A 19,105-nucleotide genomic window follows, 5' to 3' on the forward strand; every position below is an offset into this window, starting at 1 on the left:
CGAATCATCACATTGACTGCATCAAACAGACTCACCAAAGGAGTGCCCATTCATGGCAACCGTTAAAGTAGACAACGCCAATTTTCAGAGCGAAGTGCTCGAGTCGACCGTGCCGGTGGTTGTCGATTTCTGGGCCGAATGGTGCGGTCCGTGCAAGATGATTGCCCCCAGTCTCGAGGAAATCTCCGACGAGATGGATGGCAGGATCAAGGTCGTCAAGCTCAACATCGACGAGAATCCCGAACTCGCCTCGCAGTTCGGCGTGCGCTCGATTCCGACCCTGGCAATGTTCAAGGACGGCGCCGTGGCCGACATCAAGGTTGGCGCTTCGCCCAAGAGCGCGCTGGCAAGCTGGATTTCCGGCGCCGCCTGATCCGGGCAAGCCGGAACTGAAGATCGAACCCGTCCGGGCAACCGGGCGGGTTTTTGCTGCGCGGGCTGCAGCCGATGCGGTTCAGACCGGCGGCGTGCCGTTGAGCTTGAGCACGTCGCCCAGGAGATAGAGCGATCCGCCGATCAGGATGCGCGGCGGCCGTTCGTCGGGATTCCAGTTCTTGCACACCGAGGCGATCGCGGTTTCGACATTTACAGCAGATTCAGCCGTGAGACCGGCCTCGACGGCCGACTGCGCCAGCAGATCCGGGTCGATGCCGGCCTCCGAAGCCGGCACAGGAACGGTGTAGACATGCCTGGCCATGCCGGCAAAGGCTTCGAAATAACCCACCGGATCCTTGGTGTTGATCATGCCGGTGATCAGGAACAGCGGCCGCGATTCGCGGTCGTTGAGATTGGCCATGGCTTCGGCGATCACCAGGCCAGCGCCGGGATTGTGGCCGCCGTCGATCCACAATTCCGCGTCCTGCATGGCGAAGTCCGCAAGCCGCCCCTCGGCGAGCCGCTCCAGCCGTCCGGGCCAGTAGACATGGGTCAGGCCGCTGGCGATCGCCGCTTCATCAAGCTCGAACCCTGCGGCTTTCAGCGCCCTGATGGCGGCCGCCGCATTGGCCTGCTGGTGCCGGCCGGCAAGTCTGGGCAAGGGCAGATCCATCAGCTCGTCTTCATCCTGATAGGCCAGCCGACCGTGCTCCTGGACCGTGAAGAAGTCCTGGCCATAAACGCTGACGGGACATCTGAGCCGTTCGGCGATGTTGAGAATGACCTCGCGGGCGGCGTCTTCAGTCTGGGCGCCGATCACCACCGGTGATCCCTGCTTGATGATGCCGGCCTTTTCCATGGCGATCAGCTCGACCCGGTCGCCGAGATAGGCCTGATGGTCGAGCGAAATCGACATGATTACCGCGACCGCAGGATGCGCGATCACATTGGTCGCATCGAAGCGGCCGCCAAGTCCGACCTCGATCAGCGCGGCATCGGCCGGGTGCTCGGCAAACAGCACGAACATCACCGCGGTGAGGATCTCGAACACGGTGATCGTCTCGCCCTGATTGGCAGCAGCGACCCGCCGCACCGCATCGGCCAGCACCTCGTCATCGACCAGATGGCCGCTGCCATCCGCGCCGATGCGGAAACGTTCGTGCCAGTTGACCAGATGCGGGGAGGTGTGGACATGGACCTTCAGGCCCTGCGCTTCCAGGATCGCCCGGCAGAATGCGCTGGTTGAACCCTTGCCATTGGTGCCGGCGATGTGGATCACCGGCGGCAGTCTCTCATGCGGATTGCCCAGACGCTCCAAGAGCCGGGTGATCCGCCCGAGCGAAAGGTCAAACCCCTTCGGATGCAGCGCCATCAGCGCATCGATTTCCCGTTCGGCAGCCGACACGAGCGCTCCTCCCGCCGAAGTCATCGGCCTTTGTGCCATGGTCGAATGCTCTATTCGGCGGCTTCGGCAGGAACGGGTTCGGCAGCCGGGGCGGGAAGCGCCATCGGTTCCGGGGCATCGAGCTTGAGGAAGATCCGCAGCAGGCGGGCAACCGTCGCCGGAATGTCGTGGCGGTGCACCACCATGTCGATCATGCCGTGATCGAGCAGATATTCCGACGTCTGAAAGCCTTCGGGCAGTTTTTCCCGGATGGTCTGTTCGATCACGCGTTTGCCGGCAAAGCAGATTTCTGCACCGGGCTCGGCCAGGTGCACGTCGCCGAGCATGGCATAGGAGGCGGAGACGCCGCCGGTGGTCGGATTGGTCAGCACCACGATATAGGGCAGGCCCGCTTCCTTGAGCATTTCGACCGCCACAGTCGTCCGCGGCAGCTGCATCAGCGACAGGATGCCTTCCTGCATGCGGGCGCCGCCCGATGCCGGGAACATGACCAGCGGGCAATGGCGCGCGATCGCGGCTTCGAAGGCCTGGATGATGGCTTCGCCGGCTGCGATGCCGAGCGAACCGCCCATGAAGGAGAAGTCATGCACGCAGGCGACGATCTCGACGCCCTGCATCGTGCCATGCGCCGCAACGATGGAATCCTCCAGCCCGGTCTTGGTCCGGTTTTCACGGAGCCGGTCGACATATTTCTTCGAATCCCGGAACTTGAGCGGATCCTGAGGCACCTTCGGCGCCGGCAGAAGTTCGTATTTTCCCTCGTCAAAGACATGTTTGAGCCGCGCTTCGGCCGACATCTTCATGTGGTAGCCGGAAGCCGGAATGACGAAATGGTTTTCCTCAAGATCGTTGTGGAACACCATTTCCCCGGTTTCGGGGCATTTGATCCACAGATTCTCCGGCACCTCGCGGCGGCCGAGCATCGAATTGATCTTTGGCCTGACGTAGTTGGTAATCCAGTTCAAGGCGTTTTCTCCGGTTCGTCACCCAATGTGGGGGTGTTACTGCGTCGACGCAAGCCGCGAGGCGCGAACGCCGGTGGCGAGGCCGCGCACCATGGTGGCGACGCTTTCGACCGTGTCGGTCGTGGCCGCGCCCTTGGCGTCAAGCGTATTGGCGATCTGGTTGACAATGGCCGTGCCGACCACCACGCCGTCGGCGGACTGGCCGATGGCGCGGGCCTGTTCGGCGGTCTTAACACCAAAGCCGACACAGACCGGCAGGCTGGTGTGGCTCTTGATCCGGTCGACGGCGGTGTTGACCTTCGACGTGTCGGCGATGGCTGAACCGGTGATGCCGGTCATCGAGACGTAATAGACAAAGCCCGACGTGTTGCTCAGCACCCGCGGCAGGCGCTTGTCATCGGTTGTCGGTGTTGCCAGCCGGATGAAATTGATTCCGGCTTTCAGCGCCGGCAGGCACAATTCCTCGTCCATCTCCGGCGGCAGATCGACCACGATCAGCCCGTCGATCCCGGCCTCGATGGCATCCGCCAGAAACCGGTCGACGCCATAGATGTAGATCGGGTTGTAATAGCCCATCAGCACGATCGGCGTCTCATTGTCGCTTCTGCGGAAGTCCCGCGCCAGATCGAGTGTCCTGACCAGTGTCTGACCGCCCTTGAGCGCCCGCTGTCCGGCCATCTGGATCGCCGGGCCGTCGGCCATCGGATCTGAAAACGGCATGCCGAGCTCAATGACGTCGGAACCGGCGCCCGGAAGCGCCTGCATGATCTTCAGCGAGGTGTCGTAATCCGGATCGCCGCCCATGAAATAGGTCACCAGCGCCGGCCGTCCCTCGGCCTTGAGTTTCTCAAAACGGGTGTCGATGCGAGTGGTCATTCAGGATTTTCCGATCTCGGGGTGGTCAAATCGCGCGCCGTCGTTCCAGGCCCCAACATCATTGCCATGATTGGGAATGCCGCCGGCATCCTTGAGCATCCGCGCCAGATGCATCAGGTTCCAGGTCATGAAGGTGGTGTTGCGCTTGGTGAAATCATTGTCGTAGCCGGCGCCGTCGTCGCCATAGGACTTGCCCGGACCGACTTCGCCGATCCAGCCGCTGTCGGCCTGCGGCGGAATCGTGTAGCCGACATGCTGCATGGCATAGAGGCAGGTCATCGAGGCATGCTTGACGCCATCCTCGTTGCCGGTGATGACGCAGCCGCCGACCTTGCCGTAGAAAATATACTGGCCGCGGTCGTTGCGCTGGCCGGAATGGGCGTAAAGCCGTTCGATGATCACCCGGCACAGCGAGGACTCCTCGCCCAGCCACAAGGGCGTTCCGATCACCAGAATGTCGGCGTCGCGGATTTTGGGCCAGAAGATTTCCGGCCAGTCGTCCCTGTCCGCGCCATGCTCGCGCATGTCAGGCTGGACGCCAAAGGCGATGTGATGATCGGCGGCGCGCAAATAATCGACCTGCACGCCATTGGTCTCCATGATCGCCATGCCATTGCGCATCAGCCGCTCGGTGTGGCTTTCGCCTTGTGCCGTGCTTTTGAGCGTGGTGTTGATGAACACCGCCTTGAGATCGGAAAAGCCGGACATGATCAGAGCTCCACGCCGAGGATCTTGCCGACAGTGAAGATGTCCTTGTCGCCGCGGCCGCACAGATTCATCACGATGATCTGGTCCTTGCCCATTTTCGGCGCCCGCTTGATCACTTCGGCCAGCGCATGGCTTGGTTCCAGCGCTGGAATGATGCCCTCGAGCTTGGTCAGCAGCTGGAAGGCTTCCAGAGCTTCCGTGTCCATGATCGGCACATATTCCACCCGGCTCGATTCCTTCAGCCAGGAATGCTCAGGCCCGATGCCGGGATAGTCGAGGCCGGCCGAGATCGAATGGCCTTCCTTGATCTGCCCGTCGCCATCCTGCAGCAGATAGGTGCGGTTGCCATGCAGCACGCCGGGCGAACCGGCGGTCAGCGAGGCGCAATGCTCTTCGCCTTCCAGGCCCTTGCCGCCGGCCTCGACGCCGACAATCTGCACGTCCTTGTCATCAAGGAACGGGTGGAACAGGCCGATGGCATTGGAACCGCCGCCGACCGCGGCAACCAGCATGTCGGGCAGGCGGCCTTCGGCAGCCATCATCTGCTCGCGGGTTTCCTCGCCGATCACCGCCTGGAAGGTGCGGACCATTTCCGGATAGGGATGCGGTCCGGCCGCAGTCCCGATCAGGTAATAGGTGTCGTCGACATTGGTGACCCAGTCGCGCAGCGCCTCGTTCATCGCGTCCTTCAGCGTGCCGTGGCCGGAAGAGACCGGATGCACCTGGGCGCCGAGCAATTTCATCCGGAACACGTTTGGCGCCTGACGCTGCACGTCGGTGGCGCCCATATAGACTTCGCAGGGATAGCCGAAACGCGCCGCAACGGTGGCCGAGGCGACACCGTGCTGGCCGGCGCCGGTTTCGGCGATGATCCGGGTCTTGCCCATGCGCTTGGCCAGCAGGATCTGGCCGAGGCAATTGTTGATCTTGTGCGAACCGGTGTGGTTGAGCTCGTCGCGCTTGAAATAGATTTTCGCGCCGCCGAGATGCTCGGTCAGCCGCTCGGCGAAATAGAGCGGCGACGGCCGGCCGGTGTAATGCGCATTGAGATGATCAAGCTCGGCGCGGAAGGCAGGATCGGCTTTCGCCTTGGTCCATTCCTCTTCCAGCTCCAGGATCAGCGGCATCAGCGTTTCGGCGACGAAACGGCCGCCAAAAATGCCGAACATGCCCTGTTCATCGGGTCCGGTGCGGAATGAATTCGGAGGGGTTGTCTGGTTCAAATCATCTACTCCTGGGGCCGTCCCTTGTCTGCGTCGCGAACCGCGCGGACGAAGCTGTCCATCATCTCGAGGCTTTTCACACCGGGCGCGCTTTCCACGCCGGATGATACATCGACACCGGTTGCGTGGCTGATGCCGAGCGCCTCGCCGATATTGTCTTTCGTCAATCCACCGGAAAGCATGTAATTGGCGGCCCCGTCAAGCGTGGCAAGGAGTCGCCAGTCGAAGCTGACGCCATTGCCGCCCGGCAGATCCGAGCCTTTCGGCGCCTTGGCATCAAACAGAAACCGGTCGGCAATGCCCTTGTAGGGCTCAATCTTGTCAAAATCAGCGGCGTCGCGAATGGCAAAGGCCTTCATCACCGGCAATCCGTAGCGGCTCTTGAGTTCCGCTGCGCGGTGCGGGCTTTCGCCGCCATGCAGTTGCAGCCAGTCGGGCCTGACCTTTGCCACGATCTCGTCGAGACCGGCATTGTCCATGTCCACCGTCACGGCCACGGTTTTGAGACCCCGCGACCGGGCCTGCCCGGCCAGCGCGCTGGCCGTCTCCACGCTGACGTGACGCGGGCTCTTTGGGAAAAAGATGAACCCGGCCATATCGGCCCCGAGATCGGCAGCGCGATCCATGGCCTCCGGCGTGCTCAACCCGCAAATCTTGATGGTCGCTGTCATGGCGCCTGACGTCGCATAAAACCGTGGCGGAGTCGAGATATGGATGCGCGATCAATCGGCAGGGCTGCCCCAGCTCCGCAGGTGCCGGGCAACCGGTGCTTGACCCCTAGAACGTCACTGCGAACAGCCGCGAGCCGTTCTGCTTGAGCCAGCGCTTGGCTTCCTTGGTGCGCGGGCACAATTGCTCGCAGGTGGCCCAGAAACCGGGGCCGTGGTTCATTTCCTTCAGATGCGCCACCTCATGGGCGGCGAGATAGTCGATGACGAAATCCGGCGCCATGGCGATGCGCCAGGAAAATGCCAGATTGCCCTCGGAGGTGCAGGATCCCCAGCGGCTCTTGGTGTCCTTGTAGGCGATCGCCCGCACCGGTTTGCCCAGCGTTGCCGCATGCATCCGCACGGCCGCCTCGAGCTCGCGCTTGGCCACCCGCTTGAGGTGATCGCTCACGCGCCGTCCGACATGTTCTTCCGCGCCCGACACCATCAGCGTCGGCACGCCGTCGATTTCGGTTTCTTCGGCCAGGCCGCGCAGCTTGCCGGTCAGTTCGATGCGGTGATCGACGCCGCGAATGGCGATGGTCTTGTCCTGGGCCAGCGGTCCGGCTTCGGTGACGCGGGCCAGCCGGGTCATCAGCCAGCCATGATGGCGAGTGAGAAATTCATCGATCTCACGCTCGGGAAGGCCGCGCGGCACGGTCAGTTTCAGCGCCTGGCCGCCGGGCTCGATCCGCAGCGTCATCCGCGTCGCCCGCGCGTTCTCCCGCACAGTCAGCGGCAGCTCGCGGCCATTGACGGTGATCGCCGCCGGCCGTGCCGTGGTTTTCCTGGGAGCCGTGCGGCCAAATCCGAACATGGGGGCGTTTTATCCGATTCGCTGCGGGGGCATGTGCGAAAAAGCGCGCTGGCGTGCACGAAAAAGCGGCGCCCTGGACAGGACGCCGCCTTTATTTGCGGGGATTGGCATTCAGCCGTCGATTTCAGGCGCCGGGCCGGTCTTGGCGGCCTTGTTCTGGCGGGCGGCCATGAACTGCTCGAACTCGGTGCGGTCACGCGCCATGCGCAGGTCGCGCATATGCTGGTCGAATTCGCGGCGCATCTCGTCGAGCTTCTTGCGTTCCTCGTCCAGCCGGGCCATTTCGGCATCGCGCCAGTCGTCAAAGGCTGCATTGCCGCTGCTGGAGCGCATGCCATTGCCGCTTTTCTTGCGGAACGCGCCGGCGAAATCATCGGTTGCGCGGTTCACGTCTGCCTTGAAGGCGTCAAGCCGGTCACCCCAGATGATATAGGCGAGCATGGCCAGGCCCAGCGGCCAGAAAACCATGAAACCCAAAACCATCAAGGCGATGGTCGCCGGTGTCCATGCGGGACGAGATCAATGCGGTCTGTGTCATCAGGTAAAACCTCATCAGGTGAAGGGAAGCGGGGATCGTTCCCTAGTGTATTTGATGTGGTATGAATCGCAGGCCTATTCAAGAAAATGGCCACGGAAATCCGATATTTCCCTGTTTTCACTGAGAAATTTCGAACCTCTAAAACGCCGTTGAATTTCCGCGTCAGCCGCTGCGGCCACCCTTGATGACCTTCGGCGCGGGTTTCTTGCCGCGATTTTCCTGGGCATGGGTGCGGGCGAAATCCAGAATCCGCGGCGCGATTTCGGCGCGGAAACGCGAGCCGTTGAAGACGCCGTAATGGCCGACATCGGGCTGCACATAATGGTGACGCATGTCGTCGGGAATGTTGGGGCAGATGGTCTGTGCCGCTTCGGTCTGGCCGAGACCCGAAATGTCGTCATTCTCGCCTTCGATGGTCAGCAGCGCGACATTGCGGATGGCCTTGGTGTCGATCCGGTGTCCGCGATGCATCATCTCGCCCTTGGGCAGCGAATGCTTGATGAACACAGTGTCGACTGTCTGCAGGTAGAATTCGGCCGTCATGTCCATGACCGCCAGATATTCGTCGTAAAAATCCCGGTGACGTTCGGCGGAATCGCCATCATTCTTGACCAGATGATGGTAGAAATCCTTCTGCGCGATCATGTGGCGGTCAAGATTCATGGTCATGAAGCCCGACAGCTGCAGGAAGCCCGGATAGACGTCACGGGAGAAGCCCGGAAGCGGGAACGGCACCTGCATGATCACATTGTCTTCGAACCATTCGATCGGCTTGGCCTGGGCCAGTTCGTTGACGCCGGTCGGGTTGATGCGGGTGTCGATCGGTCCGCCCATCAGCGTCATGGTCGATGGCGCGAAGCTGTCGCCGTTTTCTTCCATCAGCGCGACGGCGGCGAGCACCGGAACGGCAGGCTGGCACACAGCCATCACATGGGTGTCCGGGCCGAGCGCGTGCAGCATCGAGATCACGTAGTCGATATAGTCATCGAGGTCGAATTTGCCGTCGCTGACAGGCACCATGCGGGCGTCCGTCCAGTCGGTGATATAGACTTCGGCATTGGGCAGCAGGGTCTCGACCGTGCCGCGCAGCAGCGTGGCGTAATGGCCTGACATCGGCGCCACCACCAGGATCTTCGGATCGGAGCGGTGTTTTGACGGCAGGCTGCGTTCGAAATGGATCAGATTGCAGAATGGCCGCGACCAGACGATCTTTTCATGCACCGAGACCTTTCCCGAATCCAGCGTCGTCTCGTCCAGCCCGAAAGCCGGCTTGCCGTAGCGCCGCGTGGTGCGCTCGAACAGCTCGAATCCGGCACCCATGGCGCGGCCGAACGGCGTGTGGGACAAAGGATTGATCGGATTGCGGAATGACAGCCGCATTGCATCGGCATAGGCCCGCATTGGCGCGATGGCCGCATGGTTGAGTTCGTACATCTGGTAGAACATGGAAAATTACCCTTTTTCCGGCAGCTCGACTGCCCCGTTCCCGCCATCATGCACGTCATATCCTTGCCGGAGTCTGACTTGTCGCAGCGCGCAAACAGTCCCGAAACCTATCACGGATTTGTTGCATTGCAACAACAAGACCGCGCAAAACCGCCTTTTTGCGACCTTTGGCCTAGCCGGAGCGGCTGTTTGGCCGGACAAATTCTGTCGCTGCGGTCAAGTCTGAGTGGTTACTTTTAGCGCCACGCGAGCCGGATGCCGGAAACGGGCGCCGGCATCCGCTGATTCTTGCCGCCTGAATGACGTTCAGGCAGCCTTGCTGTGCTGTGAAACCTGATGGTCCAGTTCGGCCAGGGCCTCGGCCACCGCCTTTTCGGGCGCGGTTTCGGCGATCGGTCCGATGGCGGCGGCGAGCTTGTCTCCGGACAAACGGTGCGGGGTGAACCAGAGATAGGACATCTCGGAGATTTCGCGCCACATCGGCACAACCAGGCCGCCGGTACGCAACAGCAGCCACGGTATGCCGGCGCGCTTGAGGGATTTGCCGCCGAGAGCTTTTTCAATGTGCCGTTTCATTTGAGTGCCGCTCAGGCTGTGGCCCGCGAATGTATAGCTTTCGAAGCCGGTCTCATCGCATCCCTTTTCGGCAAGCTTGACAAAGGCCTGTGCCAGATCCGGCAGATAGGCCCAGGCATGATCGATATCCATCGCACCCGGCCAGGTGAACACACCTTTGTCGAGCCTGGCGGTGATTGACAGGTCGAACCAGGATCCGCGTCCGTCGCCGCCGTAGAAATCGCCGGCCCGCAGGATGCTTGTCTTGACCCCGTCCTTGGCCGCATCCTTGAAGCTTTGCTCCATTGCATTGCGGATTTTACCCTTGGCTGTTTCACCCGGCATCGGGGTGGTCTCGTCAGCGATTTCGGGAATGCTCCTGCCGTAATTATAGACATTGCCCGGCAGCAGATGCAGCGCGCCGGAGGCCCTGGCGGCGGCAATGACATTGGCGGTGAACACCGGAACCCTGTCCGCCCATTCGGTGTAGATCGGGTTGAGTCCGTTGAAAATCACATCGGCGCCACGACAGGCTGCGATCAGCGCCGCCTGGTCCATGGCGTCGGCGGCGCGGCCTTCTGCCTGGCTCAGTCCCTCCGGCAATGCGCCGTTACGGGTAATAGCGATGACCCGCCAGTTTTGCGCCAGAAAGGCGCGAGCCACCATGCGGCTCAATCTGCCGCGTGCTCCGAGAATTGCGATGGTTTTCATGATCGTCTCCTGTTCTGGTTGGTAAGACGATATTCGTTCATTCATATTCATTTGAAAATCGCCCAATTATGTTGGATGTTCATGCATGAATGAATGGTGCCGGAGAAGACGCCGATGGACTGGAACTTGCTGCGCAGCTTTCTCGCGGTGGCCGAAACCGGAAGCCTGACGGCGGCGGCGGCTCGGCTTGGCATGAGCCAGCCCTCGATCGGCCGCCATATCAGCGAGCTGGAGCGGCAGCTCGACACGCCGCTGTTCCGTCGCGGCCCGCGCGGCCAGCAGCTCAGCGAGCGCGGGCTCGACCTGATGGCCCAGGTGAGCCGGATGGGCGAAGCGGCCGACGCGGTCTCCCGCATTGCCTTCGGACGCTCCGAAAACCTGGCCGGCACGGTGCGGGTCACCGCCAGCGAGGTCATCGGCGCGCTTGTGCTGCCTGCCATGATCACCGAACTGAGACGGCAGGAGCCCTCCATCGAAGTCGAGATCGTGGCCTCAAACAGCGTCGGGAACCTGTTGCGGCGCGATGCCGACATCGCCATCCGCATGGTCAGGCCGCACCAGCTCGACCTCTTGGTCCGCCACATTGCCGACATTCCGTTGATACCCTGCGCCAGTGCGGCCTATTTCGCCCGCGCCGGCAAACCGCAGCGGCTCGAGGATCTGCTCACCCATGATCTGATTGGCTATGATCGCTCGGACGAGATCATCGAAGGCTTTGCCAAGGCCGGCGTCACGCTGAACCGGTCGGCCTTCAAGCTGCGGTCGGACAGCCAACTGGTGTTGTGGCAGGCAATACGCGCCGGCGCCGGCATTCATTTCGGACAGGTGCCGCTGGTGGCGTCGTCCCCCGATCTCGAAACCTGTCTCGAAGACATGCCGCTGCCCCGGCTCGAGACCTATCTGACCCTGCACAGCGATGTGCGCAACAGCCCGCGCATCCGCTTTGTTGCCGACTATCTTTATCAGGCCATGCGCGATTATGCTTCGCTGGGCCGGCCCGGCTGACCGGTGGCCGCTGCCTGCATGGCGGCCTGTGTCCCTATAGATCAGGCGGAACTGGCGGTAACGGACAGGCCGGGTTGTGGTGTAGAGCGGATGAACCGTGACGCAGCCCGGGTGAGGAGCAATGATGACAAAACCGTTTGCCGGAGATTTCACCCTGCAGGAAGGTCTCGACGACAGCGCCATTGCTGCTGCGACAAGGGTTCTCAAATCGGGCCGCCTGCACCGCTACAACACCGCACCCGGTGAACTCTCGGAAGCCGCACAACTTGAGCAGGCCTATGCCCAGTATCAGGGCGCGCACTATTGCCTGGCCTGCGCCTCGGGCGGTTACGCCATGACAATCGCGCTGCGCGCCTCGGGGCTAGAACCCGGCGAGGTGGTGCTGACCAACGGCTTCACGCTGGCCCCGGTGCCCGGCGCCATCGCCGCGGCAGGCGGAAAACCGCTGCTGGTTGAAATCACAGACAATCTGGTGATCGATCTCGACGACCTTGAACGCAAGGCAAAGCAGTCCGGCGCCCGCTACTTGCTGTTGTCGAACATGCGCGGCCATCTGGTCGACATGGAGCGTCTGTCCGGCATCGTGCAACGCCACGGCCTGATCCTGATCGAGGATTGCGCCCACACCATGGGGGCCGCCTGGAACGGTCGCAAAAGCGGCAATTTCGGCCTGGCGGGCTGCTTTTCCACCCAGACCTACAAGCACCTCAATTCCGGCGAGGGCGGATTGCTGACCTCCGACGATGCGGAATTCATGGCCCGCGCCATCATCCTGTCGGGCTCCTACATGCTATATCAGCGCCATGGTGCGACGCCCTCGGCAGACGTGTTTGAGCGAGATCCGGCTCGAGACCCCCAACATGTCCGGACGCATGGACAATCTGCGCGCCGCGATCCTGCTGCCGCAGCTGTCGCGGCTGGAAGACAATATCGAACGCTGGAACGCCCGCTACCGGGCGGTTGAACAGGGTCTCGAAACTGTCGCCGGCGTGGTCCTGCCACAGCGCCCCGCAAGCGAGCGCTATGTCGGCAGCTCGATCCAGTTCCGGCTTCCGGGCATTTCCGCACCGGCCGCTGAGGCCTTTGTGGCCGCGGCAAAGGATCTCGGTGTCGAGCTGAAATGGTTCGGCGCCCATGAGCCGGCGGCCTTCACCTCCAACCATCACAGCTGGCATTATGTCGAGCCGCAGACGCTGGAAAAGACCGATCAGATTCTCTCAAGCCTGTTCGACATGCGCCTGCCGCTGACATTTTCGATCGAGGACTGCCGCCAGATTGCATCGATCATTGCCGATTGCGTCCGCCGCGCCGGAACCGCCGGCGTTTAACCTGGGTGGGCTGCTTATGCCGCAACCAGGATCATGAAGCTGGAGAGCCCCTCCCCGGCGAGCTCCTGATCCCGCGGCGTGCGCGGATGGTCGCAACTGATCTGGCGTCGTCAAACAGAAAAACTGGCACTAGAGCTGATCTAGCCAGTTGTGGTTTCTAGCCTGTAACAAAGAGGAGTGTCCCATGCCAAAAATGACCACCGAGGAAGCTTTCGTCAAAGTGCTTCAGATGCACGGCATCGAACATGCGTTCGGCATCATCGGATCGGCCATGATGCCGGTGTCGGACCTGTTCCCCAAGGCCGGGATCAATTTCTGGGATTGCGCCCATGAAACCAATGCCGGTCTGATGTGCGACGGCTATATCCGCACCACCGGCAAGATGGCGATGGCCATTGCCCAGAACGGCCCCGGCGTCACCGGTTTCGTCACCCCGGTCAAGACCGCCTACTGGAACCACACGCCGATGCTGCTGATCACCCCGCAGGCGGCCAACAAGACCATCGGCCAGGGCGGCTTTCAGGAAATGGAGCAGATGCGGCTGTTCGCCGATTGCGTCTGCTACCAGGAAGAAGTGCGCGACCCGTCCCGCATTCCCGAAGTGCTCAACCGGGTGATCATGAAGGCCTGGCGCGGCTCGGCCCCGGCGCAGATGAACATTCCGCGCGATATGTGGACGCAAGTCATTGATGTCGAGCTGCCGCAGATGGTTCGTTTCGAGCGTCCCGCCGGCGGTGAGCAGGCGATCAGCGAAGCAGCCGCGCTGCTCTCGAAAGCAAAATTTCCGGTCATTCTTTCGGGCGCCGGCGTGGTGCTTTCCGGCGCCATCCCCGACGTTGTCGAACTTGCCGACCGCCTCGATGCACCGGTCTGTTCCAATTACCAGCACAATGACAGTTTCCCCGGCTCGCATCCGCTGGCCGTCGGTCCGCTGGGTTACAATGGCTCCAAGGCCGCGATGGAACTGATCGCCAAGGCCGATGTGGTGCTGGCGCTCGGCACCGGGCTAAACCCGTTCTCGACTCTGCCGGGCTACGGCATCGACTACTGGCCGAAAGACGCCGAGGTCATCCAGGTCGACATCAATGCCGACCGCATCGGCCTGACCAAGAAGGTCACTGTCGGCATCGAGGGAGACGCAACCAAGGTGGCGCGCTCGATTCTGGCCCAGCTCTCCGATGATGCCGGCAATGCCGGCCGCGAAGACCGCCGCAATCTGGTCTCGCTGACCAAGTCGCGCTGGGCGCAGGAGCTTTCCTCGCTCGATCATGAAGAGGATGATCCCGGCACAGAGTGGAATGCGCAGTCGCGCCAGCGTGATGCTGATCTGATGTCGCCGCGCCAGGCCTGGCGCGCCATCCGGGCAGCTTTGCCCAAGAATGCCATCATCTCGTCCGACATCGGCAACAATTGCGCCATCGGCAATGCCTATCCGAGCTTCGAAGAGGGCCGCAAATATCTCGCCCCCGGCCTGTTCGGCCCCTGCGGCTACGGTTTTCCCTCGATTCTCGGCGCCAAGATCGGCCAGCCTGATGTCCCGGTTGTCGGCTTTTCCGGCGATGGCGCTTTCGGCATTTCGATGAACGAGATGACCGCTTGTGGTCGCGATGAATGGCCGCCGATCACCATGGTCATCTTCCGCAACTACCAGTGGGGTGCGGAAAAGCGCAACACCACGCTCTGGTACGACAACAATTTCGTCGGCACCGAACTCGACCGGGATACGTCCTATGCCAAGATCGCCCAGGCCTGCGGCGCCCATGGCGTTGTGGTCAAGGATCAGCACAGTCTCACCGAAGAACTGGCCAAGGCGGTCGAGCGGCAGATGAAGAAGGGCGAGACAACCTTCATCGAGATCGTGCTCAATCAGGAACTCGGCGAGCCGTTCCGCCGTGACGCGATGAAGAAGCCGGTGGTCGTGGCCGGCATCAGCCGCGACGACATGCGCCCGCAAAAGGGCGCTGTCTGACTGGACCGGCGAATAACCCGATCTCCGCCCCGCTCCGGCGGGGTGGCCTCAGCGTTTGCCGAAGCTGTGCAGGGTTTCGGCAATCAGCGTGATGCCGGCGGAGATGCGGGCGCTCTCGATCGATGAATAGGCGATGCGGAAAAAGCGCGCGCCGTCCTCAGGCCGTTCGAAGAAGACATGCCCCGGCTCGATCAGCACGCCGCGATCCTTGAGCGCCAGCGCCAGGTCGCGCGCGTCCACGCCCTCGGGCGTCTTGATCCAGAAACTGGATCCGCCGGCGACATTGATGCCGACCGATTCGAGCCCGCACCGGGCGATCGCCTCCTGCATGATCTCGCGGCGCTTGCGGTAGATCTGGCCCATCCGCGCCACCAGCGCATCATAATGACCCAGCGACAGGAAATTGGCGGCGGTGCGTTGCAGATGACCCGGCGGATGGCGCAAAATTGCGGCGCGCAGGGCCCGGGCTTCACGGATGAAGACTTCCGAGCCGACGACATAGCCAAGCCGCAAACCGGGAAACAGCGATTTGGAGAATGAGCCGACATAGATCACCCGGCCTTCCTCATCGAGCGATTTCAGCGCCGGTTCCGGCGGATTGAGAAACGACATCTCGAACTCGTAATCATCCTCGACAATGATGAAATCATTGCGGCTGGCGAGCTCCAGCAGCGCCCGTCGCCGCTCGAGCGGCATGGTCACATTGGTCGGGCAGTGATGGCTCGGCGTGGTGAAGACCACATCGGTTTCCGCAGGCAGCGCATCAAGCACCATGCCGCAATCATCCACCGGCACCGAGGCAACCGTGCAGCGCGCCAGGTTGAGCGCCACCCGCAGGCCCGGATAGCCCGGATTTTCCATGGCCGCCATGCGGCGTTGATTGAGCAGCACATGGGCGCACAGCCACAGCGCGTTCTGGGCGCCCATGGTGATCAGGATCTGCTCCGGCTTGGCGTGAATGCCGCGCCGTGGCAGGGTGTTGAGCGCGATATATTTGACCAGTTCCGGATCATCGCGTTCAAAGCTGTCGGCCGTGACGGTTGAAAACTCGCGCTTGCCCAGCGCCTGCAAGGCGCATTGCCGCCAGTTGCTGTGATCGAAAATCCGGTCATCGGCCTGGCCGTAGATGAAGGGATAGGGATAGCTCCGCCAGTCCATCGGCTTTTCCGGCATCACCTGGTCGGAGAATCGCTGCCCGATGGCCTTGTTCCAGTCGACACAATCGGTGACCACGCCCTTGGGCGTCTCGAAGCGGCTGCGCTGCGGCGCCGTCGGCGAGACATAATAGCCCGAGCGCCCCTTGGCGATCAGGTAATCGTCGGAAACCAGCTCGCTATAGGCCAGTGTCACGGTGATCCGGGAAATGCCGAGATGAACCGCCAGTTTGCGGCTAGATGGCAGCTTGGCGCCCGGGATGAAGCGCCCTGACAGCACGCCCTCACTGATCATCCTCTGGATTTTTTGCTGCAGCGTCCCCTCGAATTTCGGATCGAGGAAAAATGTGTCTATCGGTATCGGCATTCACGTGCCCCGCGCGCCAGTCCTGACGCGCAAACGTCGCTCTGTCCTAATGGATCCGTGGATCGGATTGAGCGCGACCTCGGTCACAGCCCGGGACGATGCCACAGTCGGTTCGTCCCAGCATATCGGCTGACCCGGTCCAGCGAAAGGGGCAGGATCGTGATTGTCCTGCCCCTTTGGCCTTGCGCGAAAATGCGGCGTGGCCGGTTCAGCCAAACACCTTGGTCAGCGCCCGGTCGACACTGTCGGTGATCTGGTCGATGTCCTGTGCGGTGGCGATCAGCGCCGGGCTGAAACACAGGGTGTTGTTGTAACCGTGAAGCGAGCGGTTGGTCGCGCCGATGATGACGCCCTGGGCCATGCAGTCGGCAACCACCGCGTGGACCCGCTTTTCCTCCATCGGATCCTTTGTCTTGCGGTCGCTGACCAGCTCGGCACCGACAAACAGCCCCTTGCCGCGCACATCGCCGATCACCGCATGCTTGTCCTGCAGCGCGCGCAGATTGTCCATCATCCGCTCGCCCATCACCTGGGTGTTCTCGATCAGATTTTCATCCTCGACAATGCGCATGTTTTCAAGTGCTGCCGCAGGACCGGCGGCACAGCCGCCAAAGGTCGAGATGTCGCGGAAATAGGACATCGGGTCGGAGGCATCATCCTTGAATTGCTCGAACACCGCTTCCGTCGTCACCGTACAGGAGATTGCTGCGTAACCAGAGGCAACGCCCTTGGCCATGGTGACGAAATCCGGCTTGATGCCGTAATGCTGGTAGCCGAACCAGGCCCCGGTGCGGCCGACGCCGCAGACCACTTCGTCGATATGCAGCAGGATGTTGTACTTGGCGCAGATCTCCTGAACCCGTTCCCAGTAGCCCGGCGGTGGGGTAATCACGCCACCACCTGCCGTGATCGGCTCGAGGCAGAGACCGCCGACGGTGTCGGGGCCTTCGCGCAGGATCACCTCTTCAATGGCATTGGCCGCCGCCAGGCCATAGCTTTCCGCGTCCGGATACTGGTTGCGGTACTCAAGGCAATGCGGAACACTGACAAAGCCCGGAACCAGCGGTCCATATTGTTCCACCCGCTGCGGCTGTCCGCCGGCCGACAGCGCTCCGATGGTGGTGCCGTGATAGTCGCGGTCGCGGTAGAGGATCTTGTATTTCCTGCCGCCATGATGCCGGTGCGAAATCTGCCGGATCATCTTGAACGCCTTCTCATTGGCCTCCGATCCGGAATTCGAATAATAGACCCGGCTCAGTCCCGGCATCTTGTCGATCAGCTGCTTGGCGAACATGGCGCCCGGGATCGAGCCGGCGCTGTTGGCGAAATAGTTCATCTTGACCAGCTGGTCGCGCACCGCATCGGCGATGCTTTCGCGACCATAGCCGACATTGACCGTCCAGACACCACCCGACACGCCGTCGAGATGCTCCCTGCCAGTTGCATCCCACACCCGCATGCCGCGGCCTTCGACCATGATCCGCGGATCGATGGTCTCGAACGGCTTGTGTTGGATCAGATGGTGCCAGACATGGGCGCGATCAGCTTCGATAACCGCCTGGATATCATTGGATTGAATGGGCAAATTCATGAGCGGTCGCTCCCGTCAATGGGGTGAGTGCCGGTCCTTCGGCATCAAAACCATCGCCGAAACCCCGGGCAAGAGAATAGGGCCAGTGGCTATTCAATCATATGGCCAGAAAAACGCCAATAAAACCAGTGGCCTGAGCGGCTTTGCCAAAACTGGACCAGTGTTGCCGCACAAATTGGCGCTATGGCTTTGACTGTCGACTTGATCGACTTGGCCTTATTGGCGCAAGATACACCACAAAAGAACGCCAAGAGACGGGAACAGCGCCACAGGCCCTATCGGGTTTGTCCGGCAAGAAATTGCAATCGAAAGGCCGGCATCATGCTGGCTCTGACAGGGAGCATCATATGAAAGCTGCATCACGAATTTCCGCATTGCTGGCCGGCATTGCCATGGTTGCCACCGCATCGGTGGCCAAGGCCGATGAAATCACGGTCGGCTACTTCCTCGAATGGCCGATGCCGTTCCAGTACGCCAAGGTCAAGGGCCTCTATGAAGAAGCACTGGGCATGAAGGTCAACTGGAAGTCCTTCGACGCCGGAACCGCCATGTCGGCCGCAATGGCTTCGGGCGATGTTCATATTTCGGTGAGCCAGGGGGTTCCGCCCTTCGTCGTCGCCACCTCCGCCGGTCAGGATTTGCAGATCGCCGATATCGCCGTGGTCTACAACGAGAATGACAACTGCGTGGTCAAGGCAGAGCTCGAGATCGACAAGGACAGCGCCAAGGAACTCGAAGGCAAAAAGGCCGGCGTACCGATCGGCACTGCCGCCCATTACGGTTTCCTCAAGCAGATGGAACATTTCGGCATCGATGTCTCGACTATGGAAGTGGTCGACATGGCTCCGCCGGATGGCGCGGCGGCATTCGCCCAGGGCAGCCTCGACATGGTCTGCGGCTGGGGTGGCTCGCTTCAGCGCATGAAGGAGCATGGCAACGTGCTGCTGACCGGCGCGGAAAAGGAAGCCATCGGCATCTCCGTCTATGACGTCACCTCGGTTCCGGCATCCTTTGCTGCCGAACAGTCCGATGTTCTGGCCAAGTTCCTCAAGGTCACTGCCGACATGAATGCCATGTGGCTCACTGACTCGGCGGAAATGCTGCCGGTCATCGCCAAGGATTCCGGCATGAGCGAAGAGGATGCTGCCGCACAGCTCAAGGGCTTCCAGTTCCCGACTGTTGAAGAGCAGCTGTCGGACAAGTGGCTCGGCAAGGCGACGCCGGAATTCCTCAAGGGTGTGGGCGACTTCTTCAAGGAACAGGGCAACATCCCGGCCTCGCGCGACACCTATGACGGCGCCGTCAACGCAGGTCCGCTTGCGGCCGCCGCGAAAATGTAACCAAATCAGATCAACGAGGGGCCGG

General features: G+C 61.7%; 17 protein-coding genes and 1 pseudogene. 6 read left to right on the forward strand and 12 right to left on the reverse strand.

Going from position 1 to position 19,105, the window contains the following annotated elements:
• The first annotated feature begins 52 nt into the window (after nucleotides 1-52).
• The gene (trxA, locus tag OEG82_RS02195) at nucleotides 53-373 is read left to right on the forward strand and encodes a thioredoxin (RefSeq protein ID WP_267610828.1); all 321 of its coding nucleotides are present in this window, start codon (nucleotides 53-55) and stop codon (nucleotides 371-373) included.
• Between the two features lie 81 nt (nucleotides 374-454).
• Here trxA and OEG82_RS02200 read toward each other — a convergent pair whose 3' ends face one another.
• The 10 genes and pseudogenes from OEG82_RS02200 to OEG82_RS02245 all read right to left on the reverse strand — a co-directional run bounded on the left by OEG82_RS02200 (nucleotide 455) and on the right by OEG82_RS02245 (nucleotide 10,326).
• A complete protein-coding gene (locus OEG82_RS02200) occupies nucleotides 455-1,804 on the reverse strand; it encodes a bifunctional folylpolyglutamate synthase/dihydrofolate synthase (RefSeq protein WP_267614828.1) in 1,350 nt (449 codons plus the stop codon).
• A gap of 26 nt (nucleotides 1,805-1,830) precedes the next feature.
• A complete protein-coding gene (accD, locus tag OEG82_RS02205) occupies nucleotides 1,831-2,745 on the reverse strand; it encodes an acetyl-CoA carboxylase, carboxyltransferase subunit beta (RefSeq protein ID WP_267610829.1) in 915 nt (304 codons plus the stop codon).
• A 36-nt stretch (nucleotides 2,746-2,781) separates the two neighbouring features.
• Complete coding sequence (gene trpA / locus OEG82_RS02210) at nucleotides 2,782-3,621, reverse strand: tryptophan synthase subunit alpha (RefSeq protein WP_267610830.1); 840 nt, start codon at nucleotides 3,619-3,621, stop codon at nucleotides 2,782-2,784.
• Nucleotides 3,622-4,329, reverse strand: coding sequence for a flavodoxin family protein (locus tag OEG82_RS02215; protein ID WP_267610831.1), 708 nt, complete (start codon nucleotides 4,327-4,329; stop codon nucleotides 3,622-3,624).
• Nucleotides 4,330-4,331: 2 nt separating this feature from the next.
• Complete coding sequence (gene trpB / locus OEG82_RS02220; protein ID WP_267610832.1) at nucleotides 4,332-5,552, reverse strand: tryptophan synthase subunit beta; 1,221 nt, start codon at nucleotides 5,550-5,552, stop codon at nucleotides 4,332-4,334.
• A 5-nt stretch (nucleotides 5,553-5,557) separates the two neighbouring features.
• On the reverse strand, nucleotides 5,558-6,223 hold the full coding sequence (locus tag OEG82_RS02225; protein ID WP_267610833.1) for a phosphoribosylanthranilate isomerase: 666 nt from the start codon (nucleotides 6,221-6,223) through the stop codon (nucleotides 5,558-5,560).
• Nucleotides 6,224-6,329: 106 nt separating this feature from the next.
• Nucleotides 6,330-7,076, reverse strand: a complete 747-nt coding sequence (locus tag OEG82_RS02230) for a M48 family metallopeptidase (RefSeq protein WP_267610834.1) — start codon at nucleotides 7,074-7,076, stop codon at nucleotides 6,330-6,332.
• A 111-nt stretch (nucleotides 7,077-7,187) separates the two neighbouring features.
• Nucleotides 7,188-7,614, reverse strand: a pseudogene (locus OEG82_RS02235) (DUF2852 domain-containing protein).
• 162 nt (nucleotides 7,615-7,776) lie between these two features.
• On the reverse strand, nucleotides 7,777-9,060 hold the full coding sequence (locus OEG82_RS02240; protein ID WP_267610835.1) for a polyhydroxyalkanoate depolymerase: 1,284 nt from the start codon (nucleotides 9,058-9,060) through the stop codon (nucleotides 7,777-7,779).
• 306 nt (nucleotides 9,061-9,366) lie between these two features.
• Nucleotides 9,367-10,326 (reverse strand): NAD(P)H-binding protein, encoded by a 960-nt coding sequence (locus tag OEG82_RS02245; protein WP_267610836.1) that lies wholly within the window; start codon nucleotides 10,324-10,326, stop codon nucleotides 9,367-9,369.
• Nucleotides 10,327-10,440: 114 nt separating this feature from the next.
• On the opposite strand from OEG82_RS02245, the gene OEG82_RS02250 reads away from it, so the two are divergent.
• The 4 genes from OEG82_RS02250 (at nucleotide 10,441) to xsc (ending at nucleotide 14,628) form a co-directional block, all read left to right on the forward strand.
• A complete protein-coding gene (locus OEG82_RS02250) occupies nucleotides 10,441-11,331 on the forward strand; it encodes a LysR family transcriptional regulator (protein WP_267610837.1) in 891 nt (296 codons plus the stop codon).
• Nucleotides 11,332-11,455: 124 nt separating this feature from the next.
• Nucleotides 11,456-12,295 (forward strand): DegT/DnrJ/EryC1/StrS family aminotransferase, encoded by an 840-nt coding sequence (locus tag OEG82_RS02255; RefSeq protein ID WP_267610839.1) that lies wholly within the window; start codon nucleotides 11,456-11,458, stop codon nucleotides 12,293-12,295.
• Nucleotides 12,204-12,659, forward strand: coding sequence for a DegT/DnrJ/EryC1/StrS family aminotransferase (locus tag OEG82_RS02260; protein WP_267610841.1), 456 nt, complete (start codon nucleotides 12,204-12,206; stop codon nucleotides 12,657-12,659). The genes OEG82_RS02255 and OEG82_RS02260 overlap by 92 nt, the downstream gene beginning before the upstream one ends.
• 184 nt (nucleotides 12,660-12,843) lie before the next feature.
• A complete protein-coding gene (gene xsc, locus OEG82_RS02265) occupies nucleotides 12,844-14,628 on the forward strand; it encodes a sulfoacetaldehyde acetyltransferase (RefSeq protein WP_267610842.1) in 1,785 nt (594 codons plus the stop codon).
• A gap of 48 nt (nucleotides 14,629-14,676) precedes the next feature.
• Here xsc and pdxR read toward each other — a convergent pair whose 3' ends face one another.
• Together pdxR and OEG82_RS02275 are read right to left on the reverse strand one after the other, a co-directional pair.
• A complete protein-coding gene (gene pdxR / locus OEG82_RS02270; RefSeq protein WP_267610844.1) occupies nucleotides 14,677-16,149 on the reverse strand; it encodes a MocR-like pyridoxine biosynthesis transcription factor PdxR in 1,473 nt (490 codons plus the stop codon).
• A 208-nt stretch (nucleotides 16,150-16,357) separates the two neighbouring features.
• A complete protein-coding gene (locus OEG82_RS02275; protein ID WP_267610845.1) occupies nucleotides 16,358-17,740 on the reverse strand; it encodes an aminotransferase family protein in 1,383 nt (460 codons plus the stop codon).
• 347 nt (nucleotides 17,741-18,087) lie between these two features.
• Here OEG82_RS02275 and OEG82_RS02280 point away from each other — a divergent pair, with 347 nt between their 5' ends.
• Nucleotides 18,088-19,080 carry a taurine ABC transporter substrate-binding protein gene (locus OEG82_RS02280; protein ID WP_267610846.1) on the forward strand — a complete coding sequence of 331 codons (993 nt, stop codon included), beginning with the start codon at nucleotides 18,088-18,090 and terminating at the stop codon, nucleotides 19,078-19,080.
• Nucleotides 19,081-19,105: the final 25 nt, after the last annotated feature.

It is taken from the genome of Hoeflea ulvae (assembly GCF_026619435.1).
Classification (GTDB): Bacteria; Pseudomonadota; Alphaproteobacteria; order Rhizobiales; family Rhizobiaceae; genus Hoeflea; species Hoeflea ulvae.